This is a genomic window from Aquidulcibacter sp. (assembly GCF_020253525.1).
Classification (GTDB): domain Bacteria; phylum Pseudomonadota; class Alphaproteobacteria; order Caulobacterales; family Aquidulcibacteraceae; genus Aquidulcibacter.
Window position 1 is genome coordinate 25,011 of sequence record NZ_JADCBK010000101.1, and the last position, 17,280, is coordinate 42,290.

General features: G+C 54.9%; 13 protein-coding genes, 2 tRNA genes and 1 pseudogene. 9 read left to right on the top strand and 7 right to left on the bottom strand.

Annotated elements, in window-relative coordinates; all coding sequences use genetic code 11:
- Positions 1-9 precede the first annotated feature (9 nt).
- The gene (gene gatB / locus IOB61_RS12115) at positions 10-1,503 is read left to right on the top strand and encodes an Asp-tRNA(Asn)/Glu-tRNA(Gln) amidotransferase subunit GatB (protein ID WP_290816989.1); all 1,494 of its coding nucleotides are present in this window, start codon (positions 10-12) and stop codon (positions 1,501-1,503) included.
- Positions 1,504-1,517: 14 nt separating this feature from the next.
- Here the strand turns inward: gatB and IOB61_RS12120 are convergent, their stop codons facing one another.
- Both IOB61_RS12120 and lipB read right to left on the bottom strand, forming a co-directional pair.
- A complete protein-coding gene (locus tag IOB61_RS12120; RefSeq protein WP_290816992.1) occupies positions 1,518-2,654 on the bottom strand; it encodes a DUF1176 domain-containing protein in 1,137 nt (378 codons plus the stop codon).
- Between the two features lie 67 nt (positions 2,655-2,721).
- The gene (gene lipB, locus IOB61_RS12125) at positions 2,722-3,435 is read right to left on the bottom strand and encodes a lipoyl(octanoyl) transferase LipB (RefSeq protein ID WP_290816995.1); all 714 of its coding nucleotides are present in this window, start codon (positions 3,433-3,435) and stop codon (positions 2,722-2,724) included.
- Positions 3,436-3,466: 31 nt separating this feature from the next.
- On the opposite strand from lipB, the gene IOB61_RS12130 reads away from it, so the two are divergent.
- The 3 genes from IOB61_RS12130 to mgtE all read left to right on the top strand — a co-directional run bounded on the left by IOB61_RS12130 (position 3,467) and on the right by mgtE (position 5,395).
- On the top strand, positions 3,467-3,739 hold the full coding sequence (locus tag IOB61_RS12130) for a FliM/FliN family flagellar motor switch protein (RefSeq protein ID WP_269798756.1): 273 nt from the start codon (positions 3,467-3,469) through the stop codon (positions 3,737-3,739).
- Between the two features lie 91 nt (positions 3,740-3,830).
- Positions 3,831-3,915: transfer RNA gene (locus IOB61_RS12135), tRNA-Leu, on the top strand.
- A 94-nt stretch (positions 3,916-4,009) separates the two neighbouring features.
- On the top strand, positions 4,010-5,395 hold the full coding sequence (gene mgtE / locus IOB61_RS12140) for a magnesium transporter (RefSeq protein ID WP_290816998.1): 1,386 nt from the start codon (positions 4,010-4,012) through the stop codon (positions 5,393-5,395).
- On the opposite strand, the gene IOB61_RS12145 is transcribed toward mgtE, so the two are convergent.
- The gene (locus IOB61_RS12145; RefSeq protein WP_290817000.1) at positions 5,385-6,356 is read right to left on the bottom strand and encodes a peptidylprolyl isomerase; all 972 of its coding nucleotides are present in this window, start codon (positions 6,354-6,356) and stop codon (positions 5,385-5,387) included. The genes mgtE and IOB61_RS12145 overlap by 11 nt on opposite strands.
- Positions 6,357-6,506: 150 nt before the next feature.
- On the opposite strand from IOB61_RS12145, the gene IOB61_RS12150 reads away from it, so the two are divergent.
- Genes IOB61_RS12150 through IOB61_RS12160 form a run of 3 tightly spaced genes read left to right on the top strand, consistent with a single transcriptional unit; the run spans position 6,507 to position 9,697 of the window.
- Positions 6,507-7,751: a glycoside hydrolase family protein gene (locus tag IOB61_RS12150; RefSeq protein WP_290817002.1), complete on the top strand. Its 1,245-nt coding sequence runs from the start codon at positions 6,507-6,509 to the stop codon at positions 7,749-7,751.
- Positions 7,752-7,801: 50 nt separating this feature from the next.
- Positions 7,802-8,977 (top strand): isovaleryl-CoA dehydrogenase, encoded by a 1,176-nt coding sequence (locus tag IOB61_RS12155; protein ID WP_290817004.1) that lies wholly within the window; start codon positions 7,802-7,804, stop codon positions 8,975-8,977.
- Between the two features lie 33 nt (positions 8,978-9,010).
- Positions 9,011-9,697 carry a peptidylprolyl isomerase gene (locus IOB61_RS12160; protein WP_290817007.1) on the top strand — a complete coding sequence of 229 codons (687 nt, stop codon included), beginning with the start codon at positions 9,011-9,013 and terminating at the stop codon, positions 9,695-9,697.
- Between the two features lie 3 nt (positions 9,698-9,700).
- On the opposite strand, the gene IOB61_RS12165 is transcribed toward IOB61_RS12160, so the two are convergent.
- The 3 genes from IOB61_RS12165 to IOB61_RS12175 form a co-directional block, all read right to left on the bottom strand.
- Positions 9,701-11,725: a S41 family peptidase gene (locus IOB61_RS12165; protein WP_290817009.1), complete on the bottom strand. Its 2,025-nt coding sequence runs from the start codon at positions 11,723-11,725 to the stop codon at positions 9,701-9,703.
- Between the two features lie 100 nt (positions 11,726-11,825).
- The gene (locus IOB61_RS12170; protein ID WP_290817011.1) at positions 11,826-12,953 is read right to left on the bottom strand and encodes an AraC family transcriptional regulator; all 1,128 of its coding nucleotides are present in this window, start codon (positions 12,951-12,953) and stop codon (positions 11,826-11,828) included.
- A gap of 50 nt (positions 12,954-13,003) precedes the next feature.
- On the bottom strand, positions 13,004-14,704 hold the full coding sequence (locus IOB61_RS12175; protein ID WP_290817013.1) for a class I adenylate-forming enzyme family protein: 1,701 nt from the start codon (positions 14,702-14,704) through the stop codon (positions 13,004-13,006).
- 336 nt (positions 14,705-15,040) lie between these two features.
- Here IOB61_RS12175 and IOB61_RS12180 point away from each other — a divergent pair, with 336 nt between their 5' ends.
- Entirely contained in the window at positions 15,041-15,931 is an 891-nt protein-coding gene (locus IOB61_RS12180; protein WP_290817015.1) for an FkbM family methyltransferase, read from the top strand.
- A gap of 749 nt (positions 15,932-16,680) precedes the next feature.
- On the opposite strand, the gene IOB61_RS12185 is transcribed toward IOB61_RS12180, so the two are convergent.
- A tRNA-Ser gene (locus tag IOB61_RS12185) sits at positions 16,681-16,770 on the bottom strand.
- 272 nt (positions 16,771-17,042) lie between these two features.
- Between IOB61_RS12185 and IOB61_RS12190 the strand changes: the two are divergent.
- A pseudogene (locus IOB61_RS12190) lies at positions 17,043-17,280 on the top strand (hypothetical protein); the annotation flags it as partial.

Consider the following 17,280-nt stretch of genomic DNA (forward strand, 5'->3'; position numbering starts at 1 on the left):
GAAGGCGTTATGACCACACTCGCTAATGATCTTGATATCCGCTCCGCCCGTCCCGACCAACTTGTGGCTGGGGCCACGGGGGATTGGGAAATCATTGTGGGCCTTGAAGTTCACGCGCAGGTGAGTGCGCAGTCCAAGCTGTTTTCGGGGGCAAGTGCGGCCTATGGCGGTGCACCTAATGCCCATGTAAGCCTTGTTGATGCAGGGATGCCGGGCATGTTGCCGGTTCTGAACCGCTATTGTGTGGAACAAGCGGTGCGGACGGGTCTTGGCCTTGGGGCCAAGATCAATTTGTGGAGCCGGTTTGACCGGAAGAATTATTTCTATCCCGACCTGCCACAAGGCTATCAAATCAGCCAGTTTGCCCACCCTATTGTGGGCGAGGGCACGTTGAATGTCGATTGCGATAATGGTGAGACGGTGCCCATTCGCATTGAGCGTATCCATTTGGAGCAAGATGCCGGCAAATCGATCCATGATCTCGACCCGCGCGCAACTTATGTGGATTTGAACCGCTCGGGCTGTGCCTTGATGGAAATCGTCTCTAAGCCTGATATCCGTTCGAGCGAAGAGGCGGCCAATTATTTCAAAGCGCTGCGGGCTTTGGTGCGCTATTTGGGCACGTGTGACGGCAATATGGATGAAGGCTCCATGCGGGCAGACGTCAATGTGTCGGTTCGCAAGCCTGGCACGCCCTTTGGCACGCGGTGTGAGATCAAGAATGTGAATTCCACCCGCTATGTCGCTCTCGCCGTGGATTATGAAGCGCGTCGCCAGATTGAGATTCTCGAAGATGGCGGCACGATCACGCAAGAAACGCGCTTGTTTGACGTCAAGACGGGCAAGACCCGCTCCATGCGCTCAAAGGAAGATGCGCATGATTATCGCTATTTCCCAGACCCAGATTTATTGCCTTTGGTGCTGGATCAAGCGTGGGTCGATGCGATTAAGGCGAGCCTGCCGGAATTGCCAGACGCCAAGAAGCAACGCTTTAAAACCGAGTATGGCCTATCAGCCTATGATGCAGCCGTGCTGGTATCGGACAAAGATGCAGCAGACTTTTTTGAGACGGCTGCCAAGGGGCGCGATGCTAAATTGGTCAATAGCTGGATGACGGTTGAATTGTTCGGCTGGCTCAACAAGCATGATAAGACTTTGGCCGAAACCCCTGTTTCGGCAGAGCGTTTGGGCGAATTGGTCGATCTGATTAGCAATGGCACCATCAATGGCAAGATTGCTAAAGACGTGTTTCCGCGCATGATTGAAACCGGCGACGCGCCTTTGGTTATTGTTGAGCGCGAGGGCCTTAAGCAAGAAACCGACACTGGCCTGATCGAACAGACAGTCGATGCCCTCATCGCTGCCAATCCCGATAAGGTTGAAGAAGCTCGCAACAAGCCCAAGGCACTTGGCTGGTGGGTTGGCCAATTGATGAAGGCCACGGGTGGCAAAGCCAGCCCCGCTGTTATCAATGAGGTGATTAAGACAAAGCTGGGGCTTTAAAGGCCTCAGCGCGTCTAACGCTTTGCTTTGGCGGGTGGTGGGATAACGTCTTTTTTGACCCGGACGGGCCAGAAATCTGGTGTTAGGCCGCTACAGGCAGTCATCTCAATCCAGCTGGTCAGCACAAACTCAGTGCCATCCCAAACATAGGTTTGCGCTGACCCACAGTCGCCAACACCTCGGCCCTTCGAGAAGGCGCTGATTTGGCCTGTTTCAGGCTCTACACTTACATTGACCAAGCTATGGGCGTCTTGCTCGTCTGTGGCAGCGTCTGGGCTGGAAAATGGATACGGTTCCAGACGGTTTGAATGGGTCTGAAGATAGAATTTCGACCACATATTGTAAGCCCCCGCACCACAGGGCACGGCCCACAGGATGCGACCTTTGCCAAGGTTGAAACTCTCAATACCTTGCCCACCATAATCAAGCCGATCGCTATCGTCACATTCGGCTTTACGTCGGTCCATCACCAGTTTTGGGGCCGTGGTGCGGCTTGTTATCTTGGCAAAAGCCATCGCACTGACGCGGGGTGTGGTTGGGGCAGGGGGGATACGGTCACGCGCCTGTTTGCCCCCATCGATCCAAGCCCCGGTGGTGCCGGTGCGACCCTGCTGGGCTTCAATCGCGCGAAGGGCGGCGACAAAGCCAGATAGGCTGGCAAAGGATTGAACCGCGCGGCTGGTGCCGGGGAAATAGACGACCGATTGAGCTGCCCTCGCCACACTGATGAACCGGGCTATATCGGCGCTCTGCACTTGGCTTGCCCCAGACTCATGGGAGGTCAAGACAAAGGTTCCATTGGCCAAAGCCCGTCCGTTTTGGCCAAGGATGCGCAAAGTCCCGTCCTTTGCAGTTGGCTGGTCGGCCAAATATTCCCCAGAATAGAGAATCTTTGGCTTGGCGTTTGGTCCCGCCTCGATTTCTACCCACAGCCAGCCGGTTTCAGTTTTGTCAGAAACCCCGCGCGGTGGCTTAGACAAATCCATTTCGTTTAGGCCCGAGATGGAGACGGCAGTGCACGTTTTCAGATTGCTGCAGGTGACACTCCAATCGCGATAGTCCTTGGTGGGGCTCTGCGCATTTGCTGGAACGGTGAAAAAGCTCAGTAAAGCAAGAGAAACGAGGAGCGGTCTTGTAGCAGAAAAGTTCATGGACACGGCCTTATCAGCCATGGGCTGTGCGTCAATGGCCTTTACTTAGGCGATTTTCAGGATCGCCTTAGAGCGGGGCGTTTACAGTGGCAACAGGGCCAAAACGGGCAATGAAGGTTTGGCGCAAGGCTTCATCGACCTCCCCATAGGTCACCGGATAACCCAGATCGACCAAGGAGGTTACCCCCAGCCCTTCTTCTTGGATTCCGCAAGGGATAATGCCGCTAAAGTGGGAAAGGTCAGGCTCTACATTCAGGCTGATGCCATGAAAGCTCACCCATTTCTTGACGCGTAAGCCGACAGCGGCGATCTTGTCCTCCTGCCGGGCAAAGCCTGGATGGGTGCGATCGACCCAAACGCCAACGCGTCCACAGCGCAATTCCCCCTTAATGGCAAATTGGGCCAGCGCATCAATCACCCAATTTTCCACCGATTGCACAAAGGCACGCACATCGCGCTTATGGTGGCGCAAATCGAGCATGAGATAGGCAATGCGTTGGCCGGGGCCGTGATAGGTATATTGCCCGCCACGCCCACTCTTGAACACAGGAAAGCTTGCACCGGGCAAAAGGTCAGACGGTTTAGCACTGGTACCAGCGCTATAAAGGGGAGGGTGTTCTAACAACCAAACCAATTGATTCGCTGTTCCTGCGGCAATTTCAGCCGCGCGCGCCTCCATAAAGGCCACTGCAGCCTCATAATCGACGGGTTTTTCCGATACAGCCCATTCAATCACGCGATTTTCTCCAGAATTTGCAGTATCTTTAAGCGCGTTAACCAAGTTCCAACACTCATAGGCTCTATCTAGTCACGTGACAGACGATAGTGAACACCCACCCTCGCAGATTGAAAAGGTCATGGTCGAAATTTCGGTCTTGGTCGGACGATCTTCCTTGCCCATGCATCAGCTTCTGCGGATGGGTCGTGGCGCGGTTATTCCGCTCACGGCCTCGCCCAATGATCCCGTGTGGGTCTTGGTCAATAACCACCCTGTGGCCCGCGGCGACATCCAGTTGGATGACGATAAGATTTCGGTTGAAATCACCGGCGAAGCCGATGTTTATGACTATATGGCAGGCCCATAACAGGACTTCACTGTTTGGAACTGGCAAGATGCAGGCAGAAGGGCTTCACATTGGCGGCGTGTTCTACTAAAAGCGCCGCTCTTTCCGGAACGTGCTCATGGCGGAACTGGTAGACGCGCTAGCTTGAGGTGCTAGTGGGGAGACCCGTGGAGGTTCGAGTCCTCTTGGGCACACCAACGGAAAGATGGCTTTTGCGCCTGTATCTGCTACCAGCACGAAGATACAGGCAAACAGACTTAGGGGCTTACGACATGACGGAAGGCGACAGTCATGGACGATCTACAAGCCCTGGGGGTCGACCCTACTAAAGCAGAGCATGGGCTAGACCGCCTGATTACCATCAAAGTGATCGGCGCTGCCGGTGACCACGACGGGCCGTTGCTGCGCCGTCTATTGTTGCCAATGCACCCGGCAGACGTCGCAGAACTTCTGCAAAACGCGCCAAAAGAAACGGCGCGTACGATTTTCACCCTGATTGGCGAAGACCTCGACGCAGAGGTCTACGCGGAATTGGAAGATGAATTGCGCGAATTCGCGCTGGAATTCATCCCAGCCAGCAAGCTTGCCCAAAAGCTTGATGATCTCGACACCGATGATGCTGCCGCCATTGTCGCAGAGCTGGATGATGAGGATCGGGCCGAAGTTCTGGCCGCCGCCTCTGATGATGTCCGCGTGGCTGTGGAAGGCGCTCTCTCATTTGAAGAAGAAACCGCTGGCCGCTTGATGCAGCGGGAGTTTGTGGCCGCACCCCAACATTGGGACGTTGGCCAAACCATCGACTTCATGCGCAAGACGGGCGAGGAGCTGCCCGATCTCTTCTTTGATATCTATGTCGTTAGCCCTGCCATGCAGCCAATTGGCGCGATTCCCGTTTCGAAGCTGATGCGGGCTAAGCGCACCATGTTGCTGCAAGACCTGATGGAAACGCCTGAGATCATTGTTGATCCTGAGACCGATCAAGAAGTTGTGGCGCACGCTTTCCAGAAGTACCATCTGATTTCTGCGCCCGTGGTTGATCGTAGTGGACGCCTGACCGGCATGATCACGGTCGACGATATTGTGCGGGTTATTCAGGACGAAAACGAAGAGGATTTGTTGGCGCTGGCCGGTGTGCGCGATGCCTCCACCGCGGACTCGGTGTGGTCTTCGGTTAAGTCGCGCTTACCTTGGTTGGTGATTAATTTGGCAACGGCCCTGTTTGCTTCCATGTTGATTGGCCGGTTTGAAGCCTCGATTGAAAAAATTGTGGCCCTAGCCATCCTGATGCCAATGGTGGCTTCTATGGGGGGTAATGCCGGGACGCAAACCGTTGCGGTTGCAGTGCGTGCTTTGGCCGCGCGCGAGCTGACGCCAGGCAATTCAGGCCGGATCATTTTGCGCGAGGTGATTACCGGCTTGGTCAATGGTGCGTTCTTTGCGGTTCTTCTTTCGACCGTGGCACTTATCTGGTTCAAGAGCGTGTTGCTCGCCATCACCATTGCCTTGGCAATCCTTCTCAATTTGTCGGTCGCGGGCCTCGCGGGCATTTTGATCCCGCTGACCTTGAAGCGCATGGGGCAAGACCCTGCCGTTTCCTCAGGCGTCTTGGTGACCTTTGTGACCGATATGGTAGGCTTTGTTGCCTTTTTGGGCCTTGCAACCTTGATTATTCTTTAGGGCTGAGGCGCACGGGCAATGGCGCATTGCAGAGCTCAAGCTTGCCGGCCTTAAACTTCGTCCAACTATCGCGGCGGTTTCGGCGGCTCTCAAGGACTTCGGCGTAAATCGCGTGATCGCTACGTAAGGCCTCAAGAGTGACTTGTTCGGCTGCGGGCAATCGTGCTCCAAGTTCGGCCTTGATGATTTTGGGCTTGGTTTGGCCCGAAGCGTAAAAGCCCATCGCCTCTGTGCCACGCGGCAAGGTCGCGAACTGCTCCATGCCTTCAACCACGCGTCCCAAAAGCGTGACGTTGCGGTCAAGTGCGCGGGGGCTGTGGCCGTTGACGGCATAAAGCTCGGCTGGACCACCCGAATCAGCGCCCTCATCCCGACCTGCCCCTACCATGCCATAACAATGGGGCAGCCAATAACGCTTAGCCATTGGGTCCCACGCCACAGGCCAATTGCGCCAAAAGCCAACCGTTGGCGCATAAACATCGCCATCCTTCAATTCATAAGGCGTAAATTCAGGCCCATAGGCACGGTCAAACTCAGCCGCCATGCGCCCGCCCGCAAAGCCAAGCGTGGTTGCAGCCGCACCATCGCCCCATTGCACGACGTAATTGTCTTGGCTGCGCACGATCTCGCGCCCGTTAAAAAACCCCTTGGCCAATAAGTCGTCGAGGGCCTGGACGTGATTGGGTGCAAAGTCAGGTGCCAAAAGGATAATCACGCGGGCAGGGGGCTGAGCACCGCCTTGGCTAGGTTCAAAATAGAGGTACAGCAAACGGCTTTGATCTAAGCGCTCCCATGCATCTTGGGGTGCGGCGGCGATCAGTTCAGAACTCGTCATTGCGCTCCACGGTTTCGGCGGAGCAACCGCGGCAGTTTGAGCCAGCGCGGATCCAGAGCAAGCGGTCAAGGCCAGAGCTGAAATTCCAAAGAAGCGCTGAAAAAGGCTGATTTTCTTGGCAATCATGGTCTGATCCTTGCTTGTTTGATGTCGTCTGGCTGGGTCGAACGTGCAGGATTGCCTCAGACTTGTCGAGCAGCCTTTGTGGACAAAAGCGGCATCAATCCTGCACGAACAGCCTCATCGGGCGGAATCCGTCTCTTTTTGGAACGAAAAATGTCCAGACTCACTGCGTCTCGCGCTGCATTGGACCTGATAGCCAGTTTTGAAGGCTTCCGTGCACGTGCGGCTAAAACCCCCGATGGGCGGTGGACGCTGGGTTTTGGCCATGTCGCCACTGCGCGTGAGGGTCTTTCGGTTTCTCGTGCGGAGGCAGAAGACCTGTTGCGCTGGGATCTTCGCCCCGTCGAAGACATGGTTCGCCAATCGGCCTTGACGCCACTCAATCAGAACCAGTTTGACGCGTTGGTGTCGTTTGCTTTCAATATTGGTGTTTCCAATTTCGCCACCAGCGATGTGCTGCGCTATTTGAACCAAGGCCAGCCGATTGCGGCAGCCCTTGCGATGCATGCGTGGCGGCGCGCGCGGGTGAATGGGCGTGTTCTGGTCATTGATGCTCTGGTACGCCGGAGAGCTGCTGAAGCAGCCCTTTTTCTTGAGCCCTTAGGTCCGCGGCCAGCCGCGCCAAGTTCGGTCTTAAGCCCTGAAATTGATTATACCGCTGCGCTTTTGTCCCATGCCTCTGACCCACGAGCGATTGCCTTGGGCGTTGAGGCCGATGGCGCGACGATTGCGACCGAGCCATCTGAAAGTATCCTTACCGCCCCGCCTAAGGGCGAGCCTTTTCCCGTACAATCCGTTGCAGAACGTGCGGCAGAGACGGTGAAGGCCTCCCCCGTTTTGGACTTCGGCCCTGAAGCAAAGACTGAGCCACGTCTGACTTTGGTTGAGCCAGAAACCGCTACTCCAAGTGAACCGCCTCACGAAGCAAAACAGGACGCGCCAAATGAAGAATTAGCGGCCGTGGTGAATGATCCGCTTTTGGTACCGTTTCCGAAGGAAGAAGCGCTCGCAGCCAATCAATCGGATCAAAGCCAGCCTGTGCCCGCCAATGACGGCGGGCTAAATTTGGCCCCGTTTGCCCCAGAATTAGAGTTGGCATCAGAAGCTTCTGTTCCAGGTGGGGTGACGATTCCGGCACCTCAGAGTCTTGAACCAGCAAAGCCGACGCGCGCTCTAACCTGGGTGATCTTGGGCGTTGGCGCTGTCTTGATGGCAGGAGGTCTTTGGTTTGCGCATCTTTTGGGGGCTCTGACACCGGACCCAGAGGCCAAGACCATCACGCTTCAAGCACTCATTGCGATTCTGACTGCCTGCTTTGGCTTTGTTGCGGTGGTGACCTCGGCCGTTTCTTTGGCACGCGGCCAAGAGAGTGGCGACGAGACCGCGTTACTGCCCTGATCGCTTACCCTTTTGCTTGCACTCGCAGGCGGGCTCGCGCATGGTAGGCCATGCTTAGAAATTCCTATCCCAGCCTCGATTTCGACCTCGGCGAAACCGCCGATGCCATCCGTGAAACCGTCGAACGCTTTGCAGCAGCAGAGATTGCCCCGCGTGCGGCCGAGATTGATCGCACCGATGAATTCCCGCGCGATCTTTGGCCCAAACTCGGTGACCTTGGCCTGTTGGGCATCACGGTTGATGAAGAAGATGGCGGCTCTGGCCTTGGCTATCTTGAGCATGTGGTGGCGATGGAAGAAATCAGCCGTGCCTCTGCATCTGTCGGCCTGTCCTATGGCGCGCATTCCAATCTCTGCGTCAACCAATTGCGCCGTTGGGGCACAGCAGAGCAAAAAGCGCGCTATCTGCCGAAATTGATCTCGGGTGAGCATGTGGGTTCCCTTGCCATGTCGGAAAGTGGCTCAGGCTCGGATGTTGTCTCTATGCGGCTGCGGGCGGATAAAAAGGGCGATCGCTATGTGCTCAATGGCGGCAAATTCTGGATCACCAACGCCAAACATGCAGACACCTTGATTGTATATGCCAAGACCGAACCAGAAGCCGCCTCGCGGGGCATCTCAGCCTTTCTGATCGAAAAAGATTTCAAAGGTTTCTCAGTTGCCCAAAGCCTCGACAAGCTGGGCATGCGCGGCTCGCCCACAGGCGAATTGGTGTTTGAGGATTGCGAAGTGCCCGAGGAAAATCTGATGGGCCCGCTGAACAAGGGCGCGCAGGTTCTGATGTCGGGCCTTGATTATGAGCGCGCCGTTCTGGCCTCTGGTCCGATTGGCATCATGCAAGCCTGCCTGGATGTGGTTTTGCCTTATATTCATGAGCGCAAGCAGTTTGGCCAAGCCATAGGTGAGTTCCAACTGATGCAGGGCAAGATCGCCGACATGTATGTCACGCTCTCGACCACGCGTGCCTATGTCTATGCCGTCGCAAAAGCCTGTGACCGTGGCCTTACCACGCGCAAGGATGCAGCAGGCGCGATCCTCTATGCGGCCGAGAAAGCGACTTGGATGGCTTTGGAGGCGATCCAATGCTTGGGCGGCAATGGCTATATCAATGATTATCCGACAGGTCGTCTCCTACGCGATGCCAAGCTTTATGAAATCGGGGCGGGAACCAGCGAAATTCGCCGCTGGCTGATCGGGCGGGAGCTTTTTGGCGAGACTTCTAGCTAGGGTGTTTGTGGTCTTCAGAGAGGGAGGTCATTGATGTTACGCCGTACCTTGTTCGCAAGCTTTGTTGTGCTCTTGTTTGCAGGCTCTGCCCTTGCCCAAACGGCCGCGCCCACACCCCCTGCACCTGTCCCGGCACCCGTACCAATACCCGCACCGAAAGTCTTCCTAACCACCACAATGGGTGAGATTGAGATCACTTTGGACCCGGTCGGTGCCCCCAAGACCAGCGCCCATATGCTGAAAATGTTTCAAACCAATCATTATATTGGCGCGTCCTTCTTCCGGATTGAGCCGGGCTTTATCATTCAAATTGGCGATTTGGACGCACAGTTTAAGGGCCGCTATCCCCCGCTTAGTCCGATCGAGCTGGAAACCGCCACCAATAAGCATTTCAAAGGTGCTGTGGCGCTCGCGCGCGGTGATGCAACCAATTCGGGCCATTCGAGTTTTTATTTTGACTTGGCAGATAATCCCTCTCTCAATGCTGACCCCAACGCGCCGCCCAATACAACTGGCTATGCCGTCTTTGGACGGGTTACGGCGGGTTGGGAGGTTGTAGAGGCGATGGCAAAGGTTGAGCGTGCGCCCACGGGTGGCCCATTTCCGGGCAAGGCCCCCGTGGTGCCCATTGTGGTGACGGCGATCCGCACAGATCCACCGCCACCTCCCAAGCCCAAGCCTGCCCCAAAATCGGCTCCTAAGGCCAAAAAGAAGCGTTAAAACTTAGCGCTTCTCCTCGCGGGTGAAATGATAGGCATGGCGGAACTGAAACACGCCTTGGCCCTTTGGGCGGGTTTCGCGCAGCAAGTCATAGGTGTTGGCTGAAACTTTCAGGGTTTCACGCACATCTACAGCCTGCCCATTTTCAGTGCCCCGACCCCATAAGACCAAAATCCTTGGCTCAGGCCCTGTTGCCGTCAGATCGCCGATGACACGAAAGTAGTCTGGGTGGCCATCGTCTTCGGTCTTGCTGGCAATTGCCTCCTTGGTATCCAAGGCAAGTTTAAAGCCGCCATAGACAGTCTTGCCGGGTCCATCGTCATAGGTGAAGCGCACGTTGAGGCTAGCGCCATCGGGCGCGCGTGTGGCTTGCATCAAAGTCGGCAAAGTTACCCGACCTTCGGTTTGATAATCGCGATATTCCAGAGTTCCGCGCCACGTGCCTGTGAGGCGAGAGAGGAGGGCAGGTAGGGCTTGGGTGGCCTCTGTCTTTGGCTCTGGTTCGGGCGCGGCGCGTGCGGCGTCTAGCACGCGGTCTCGACCTAAGCGAACATCTTCAATCCGGGGTTCCACCAAAAGGTCCGGCGTGACCCCGCCTTTCGGCTCAAAGCTTTGAACCTGCATTTGATTGAAGGCGTTGGGAACGCGTATTTTAATGCCACTATTGGGCAGTTTGACCGTGAAGATCCGCCCCGCAGTTGGCCCATCCCCACTGCCGCCTGATTTGCCCCCCACAAGACTGACACGACCCAAATCGCGCAATTTCGCGATCAGCATGGTTGAGCCTGAGCCATTCTCTGGGCTGGTAAGAAGCGTCACCCTTCCGCCAAAGGCATTGGCGGCAGGGGTGCGGGGCAATAATTCCTCAGGCGCATTGGCCGGGATTTCTTCATAGCCATGGGCAGTCTTGGCAAACTGATCGAGGGGCGCATTAAAGATTGCCTCGCGGTCGCCCCACGTGTCGATAAAGTTCGGCAAATCGCCATAGCGCAGGGCTTTATAGGAGATCGCCTTGTTCCAAACATAGGGTTTCTGGGCCAAAAAATCGGCCAGCCCATAGGTCGCATCACTCGACCCGCCGCCATTCTCCCGCAGGTCGATAATCAGATGCTTGGCCCCACTTTCTTTGATTTCGGCAAAGATCTGATCGTAAAAGGCCGTCGCATCAACAGGCTTACGATAATTCACAAAGGTTGCAGCCTTCAAAAGAGCCGTTTCTGGGTCCAGCATGCGCCACGTGGTCGTTTCACTGAAATTGGACCTGAAAGCCGGGCCCGGCCACTTCAGGCTTTGCCAGGCTTTGAATGAGAGCGGCTTTTGAATGGTGGTTTGGGTTGTCGCTTGGCCATCGGATTTAAAGCGAAGAACAAATTGGGTCGGCAATCCAAAGACAAAAGGGTAGAAGTGATCAAAGTCCGAGCCCATGAGGTCTGAATCATCGGCAAGGCCGGTGGCCCGGCTCCAGCTTGCTTGCCCATCTATCGGCACATAGGCACCAAGGGTTGCTATCAGCTCCGAAACCTTACGGCCATTGATATGGGTGACCTCTGCCCTGACCGACAGGCCCTGTTGGGCAGGATCGATTCCGACCACAATCATTTTTCCTGCCACGATTTGAAATCGAAACGGCAGATGGCTTGGGTTAGCGTGCCGCCATGCTTCTAATTCGGCGGGTTGTTCGGCCTTGGTGTGATTGCATCGAATGTCTGCCAGAACCAAGGAGATCAGGCGATAGAGTTCTGTCGTCTCAATCGGGCGCTGCACACGTTGGTTTAGAGCCGCAAAAGCGCGATCCATCTGCGCTTTGCTGGTGCGGCGATAAAGGCCAGGATGGATGGTCTCCAGCGACCGGCGCATCAGCGCCACATCGGCTTGTGCCTCAGCAGCGCTTAAGATGCGCACAGGCCACGCAGCCTTGGGCGCGATGGATATCTCAGGGCCTGCCTCTAGAGCCCCCGCGGCGGCCATGACGCTAAAGGGTGAAAGGGCGAGGAGGCCAATAAGGGCGATGGGGGTGAGAGCGCGCATGAACAAATTCCTGAAGTGGGTGAGGCTAGGTGGAGGAGGCATTCTGTGTGCCGAACCAGCCCCGCTTGCGCGCCTCAAAAGCTAAATCCCCTGTTGGAATCTATGATTTGAGACCTTGGCTGCGCCGCCAAGCCGAGGGACTCATGCCGGCAAATTCGGAAAATGCACGATTGAAACTGGCCTTGGAGTTAAAGCCTGCTTCGAAGGCAATGGCCATGAGATCGGACTGTTGCACGTCCTCCACCATCAAGGCTTGAGCGGCGGTGACGCGCCGCGCATTGATAAAGGCGCTGAAACTTTTGCCCAATCCCTCATTCAAAGCCCGCGACACATAGGTCGTATTGGTGCCAAGCCTGCGGGCAAGCGAGGTCAAGGTCAGATCCGGGTCGCGCCAGAAGGCTTCTGCCTCCACCACTTCGGCAAATTGCCGCCCCATCGCCTGCCAATCCCGCTCGGGGCTGGCGGAAGGTCCACTGTCTTGATCGACCGCGGGGTCTGTTGCCGTATCAAGGATGGGATAGCGCACGCCAGCATTACGCCAACCGGCAATCCCCAGATAAACGCCCAACGCCGCCACGCCCATATACATCCAATAATCATCAAAATAATTGCGGGTCGGATCGACTTGATCGGCCGTGAAGAAGCCGAACCAAACCAGAGCTAAGCCCAAGACACCAAGCAAGGCATTGCGTATCCACGTGGGATCAAATTGGGCATCATCGGCACGGGTCTGGGCAAGGCGGTGCCGATAGGACCGATAGAGCCGCCAAATCGCCACACCATAAAGGCTGATGGAGATCAGGCTCACAAGCGTCAAAATTGGATCGATGAGCGAGGCATGGGCAAAACTATCCCAAGCGTTTTTCATCGCCAATGGCAACGGAAACACCAAAGCTTGGCTTAAAAACTGAATGCCATAGGGCACCAGATGCAGGCCCCACTTATCTGGCGGGCGACCATAGATCAGCGCGTAAGCATGCAGATATAATAACGGGCCAAACGAGAGGCTTGTTGAAAATGGCGCAAAGCTTAGCCAGGGATAGGTGTCATAAAAGCCTGCAAACCCAATAATATAGGGCGTAACCATGAGAGCGATCGCAAAGATCAGCAAGCCCAGAAAACGATTAGCTGCACGATTATTTGGTGCGGCCCACAATAATCCCGCCAATACCACACTTTGGCCCGCCAAGAGCAGAAGGCTGATGCTGAGCGTGCCAAAGGAAATCATAGTCCCAACCTAGGCCGGGCAGGGCCTTGGGGCAATATTGCCCTCACCCCCTAATGCGCATCCTCCACCTTCAAGCTTTCCTTCAGCGCACGCTTGAGGAATTTGCCCGAGGCATTGCGCGGGATGGCTTCGCTGAGGAACCAGACATAGCGGGGCACTTTGTGCTTGGCCATCAGCGCCACACAATGGTCGCGGAACTCTTGTGCCGTTAGAGCCATGTCGGGGCGCACCAGAATAGCCGCGCCCACTTCTTCGCCCAAGCGCTCATCGGGCACACCAAACACACAGCATTCGGCCACGGCCGGATGGCGATAGGCCACGGCTTCAACCTCGACGCAATAGACGTTTTCACCACCGCGCAACACCATGTCCTTCTTGCGGTCGACGAGGAAAATAAAGCCATCTTCATCGATGCGCGCCACATCACCCGTGTGCAGCCAGCCATCGGTGATGCTTTCTTGGGTGGAATCAGGGCGGTTGAGATAGCCTTTGATAACCGGGGCACCTTTCACCCACAATTCGCCCATCTCGCCAATAGGCAAGAAATTGCCGCTATCGTCGACACAGCGGGCCTCAAAGGTCGGCATGGCAGGGCCGCAACTTGCGGGTTTGTCGACAAAGAAGTCAGCGCTGACTGCTGTGATGATGCCGCACGTCTCGGTCATGCCATAGCCCGTATTGGGTCTGGCGGTCGGGACAGAGGCGTCAATCTTGGCAACAAGGTCAGGCTGTACCTGCGCGCCGCCGCCGCCCAAGGTCAACAGGCTCGACGTATCTGTCTTGGCAAAATCAGGGTGGGTGATTACCTCGCGCGCCATAGTGGGCACACCACTCATGGCCGTGACTTTTTCGGTTTCAATCAGCCGCAGTGCTTCGCCGGCATCCCATTTATACATCAGCACCATTTTCCCGCCGCTGGCTGTGGCAACATAGGCCGCACAATTATTGGCCGTCACGTGGAAGAGGGGCGTGGTGATCAGGCCCACGGGCGGGTTTGGTGGCGGCACGCTGGCGGGGTCTATGCCATTGGCGCGCAGGGTAGCAAGGCCTTGGACTTGGCCCGAAAAACTCATATTCATCAGATTGGCAACGCATCCCCGATGGGTCAGCTGCGCGCCCTTTGGAAAGCCCGTGGTGCCCGAAGTATAAAAGATGCAGGCATCATCATCTGGATCAATCGCCACATCTGGCATCGCCCCGCCACCTTCCTGCACCGCCTCATAGGCGATCACCCCTTGCGGCAGAGTGGCACAGCGCACCCCCACCAAAGCAATACCCTCGGCCATTTGCGGGCGTTCCATAACCCGGGCGAGACGCTCTGAATCGCAAAACAACACCTTGGGCCCAGAATCCTTCAAGCCATATTCCAACTCATCGGTGATCCACCAGGCATTCATACCGACGCAAGCCACCCCAATCGAAACACACGCCCAATAGAGCAGCATCCATTCAGGATAATTGCGCATCGCGACAGCCACACGATCACCGCGCCGCACGCCTTGAGCCCACAACCACGCCGCAATCGCATTCACCCGCTCATGGGCTTGGCCATAGGTGATGCGCTCATCCTGATAGATAAGATATTCCCGGTCACTAAAGGCGATGGTGGAGAGCCAGACGGCGCGGATATTGGGCGGGGCGTACTTATAGCTCCGGATCAGGCTGCCACGAACCTCAATCTCTTCAATCTCGAAGGGCTGGCCCGGAGAGGTTAGTTCTGCCCAAGCCTGTTTGAGTTCCTTATAGTGCATCTCACCCCCCTGAATTATCTCGACCCGAGCCTTTTGAATGCCCGCTTTTGTTGCCCGAATGTATCCGGTGTTGTGGGGAGGGGGTCAAGGGGGGGAGGCGAAGCGGCGGAGTAGACCTGAGAATGTTTCCATTACCAAAAACAAATTACGGTCAACGAGGCTATGACACAGGAGCAAAGTTACTTTATAAACCTAAGTCAACTCGTGCTTGGGCGTGGACCCCATTTGCCTCGGCTGTCCGAGTCAGCACTGGCAAAGATCTGCAATAGTTAGCGTTAAAACAAATGGTTACTTGCGATTCTTAGTTAGTTATGCTTGGTCTGTTTAGGTATCGCTTTGGTTAACTTTCAGCATTTCAGAAGCGGTAATGGCTCCTACCTGCAAAAAGAACATAATAAAGGCAAGAAATCTATGTTGAAATCTGCGAAGAGCATTTTGCGGCCTTTATTGAATCGATTTTTCAATAGATCACGTCTAAACGATTCGAAACTATATTCTATTTATACAAAGATATTTTTGCCAGAATCTGCAGAGCGCAAGGAAGTACAAAAGAAATTCTATGCTGAGCTTCTCGGGACAAGTCCAAAGGGTATTGTCTTCGACATCGGAGCCAATTTAGGTGATAAAGCTCACCTATTTCTGCCACATGCGACTAAGGTTGTTTGCATAGAGCCTAATCCCAGCGCTGCAGCGCATCTTTTTGAACGATTTAAGTTTACCCCAAAGGTCACACTTGTCCAAAATGCGGTGAGTAACTCGGTAGGGCATGCTGAATTGATCAGCTTCGGAGACGCCAACCCATACAACACCTTGTCTGAGAAATGGGCAAACAGCCTCACAGACGTTGGGGCACGCACCAAAAAGGAAATTTATGAGAGAGTTTTAGTGCCAACAACGACGCTCGATGCACTTATCCTTGCGTACGGCCTCCCTGAATTCATCAAAATAGATGTTGAAGGATTTGAGGCAGAAGTTGTCAAAGGTCTGTCGCGCAAGATCCCACTTATCAGTATGGAGTTCAACTTCCCGGAGTTTAAAAATGAGGCGATGGAGGCAATTAATCGGTTGGTAGCGATTGATGCAGCTACGGTCTTTAATGTAGTTGTCACTGAGCCACCAAGGCGATTTGAGGCGAGGGTTTGGCTCACGGCGAATGAGCTGAAATACTTCATTGCTGTGACAAAATATAACTATGTAGAAATATATGCCAGAATGGGCGGTGCATAGAACGAGGTTCTGGGCCAGTATATGGTTTGCTTGAAACCGATCGCCATCTGACCAAAGAATGGTTTCCCTGCACCTTCATTTCTTGTGGGCTTCATCTCCTGAGCTTTGGATTAGTTGGGACGTGCAAGGTATCAAAACTAAACACGATTACAGGGTCCCATTCTGCGTTCATAACGCTTGAATGCTAACTTCCCCAAACCTCGACTTTCCTCGACCTCAGAATGCTTAATCCAAGCCTGCATAAGGCCCAGATGAGTATCAGCCCTTGCCAAAAAAACTGCGCCCGAAACTCGACTGGCTTTAGACTGTCATATCGCTAGCGAAGTGTGTGGAAAAAGGACATTGTTTGCAGGCGATGTCTGGCTGCTTTGCGCCAAGGTTTGCCGATTAGGGCGGCTTCGGGATTGCTTCAAAGCGGATTTTTCGAGGCCAACTTGGAAATCATGAGGTGCAATCTAAACAACATGCACCAGTTTTGTTTGCGCAGGTCTTTGGTTTGTTTCTTTCCGCTTGGGACAGCCTTTGTCACAGGCTCTGCCTAGACAATGGCTTAGGCCGAGTCCGTTCTGGAGGAATTGTGGGATGACTTCAACGCAAGCTAAGTGCTGCCTTTAACCGTTCCAAATGCCCTAGCTATTTCCACGCATCGTCGATCTTCAGCACTGCTTTCCGAAGGTGCATTCCACGGATGCAACGCAGGCCATGGCGTGAAGCCCAATACTTATTGAATCAGATTCTGCAAATCAAACTGGCGGACAGGGTGGGATTCGAACCCACGGTAGGCTTCCACCTACGGCGGTTTTCAAGACCGCTGCCTTAAACCACTCGGCCACCTGTCCGCGCTTTGACGCAACGCCTGAAAGAAAATGCAAGATCGATAAAATTCGATCTAATTTCCAAGCGTTGATTTCAAACCTCTCTTGTAGAGTGCAACCCGCAGTCGGATCAACCGGCGCGATAAGAATGTTTGCAGAAACTACTGCAGACCAATATGGTGGGACACAAAATGGTCCGGGATTCGGCACTGAATAAACGAGTAGTTACGCATTGTTTTAACAACAAAATTATTGATCTAAGCGTCGTAGGACCTTTATGGGCTGGTGCGCTTTTCTTGGCAGTCGGATTTGCAGCTCAGCCTGTAGCCGCCGCCCCAAATGCCCGCCCTTTGGCGCCTGTCATCAATAGCGAAGCAGCCTCTCCCGAAGCTGTCTCGAGCAGTAAGCCCGCAAGTAAGCCTGTACGGAAAGCGGATACGGCCTCGACAAGGCTTGTGCCTCCCGCAACAAAAACCAGCGCTGCCCCGACCACACAGGGTGCCCCGATTGAGCGGGTTCAAATGGCTTCCCTGC

Coding starts and splice junctions, on each gene's coding strand:
- gatB (WP_290816989.1), top strand. CDS start 10: ATGACCACACTCGCTAATGATCTTGATATCCGCTCCGCCCGTCCCGAC.
- IOB61_RS12120 (WP_290816992.1), bottom strand. CDS start 2,654: ATGAACTTTTCTGCTACAAGACCGCTCCTCGTTTCTCTTGCTTTACTG.
- mgtE (WP_290816998.1), top strand. CDS start 4,010: ATGGACGATCTACAAGCCCTGGGGGTCGACCCTACTAAAGCAGAGCAT.
- IOB61_RS12145 (WP_290817000.1), bottom strand. CDS start 6,356: ATGATTGCCAAGAAAATCAGCCTTTTTCAGCGCTTCTTTGGAATTTCA.
- IOB61_RS12150 (WP_290817002.1), top strand. CDS start 6,507: ATGTCCAGACTCACTGCGTCTCGCGCTGCATTGGACCTGATAGCCAGT.
- IOB61_RS12155 (WP_290817004.1), top strand. CDS start 7,802: ATGCTTAGAAATTCCTATCCCAGCCTCGATTTCGACCTCGGCGAAACC.
- IOB61_RS12160 (WP_290817007.1), top strand. CDS start 9,011: ATGTTACGCCGTACCTTGTTCGCAAGCTTTGTTGTGCTCTTGTTTGCA.
- IOB61_RS12165 (WP_290817009.1), bottom strand. CDS start 11,725: ATGCGCGCTCTCACCCCCATCGCCCTTATTGGCCTCCTCGCCCTTTCA.
- IOB61_RS12170 (WP_290817011.1), bottom strand. CDS start 12,953: ATGATTTCCTTTGGCACGCTCAGCATCAGCCTTCTGCTCTTGGCGGGC.
- IOB61_RS12175 (WP_290817013.1), bottom strand. CDS start 14,704: ATGCACTATAAGGAACTCAAACAGGCTTGGGCAGAACTAACCTCTCCG.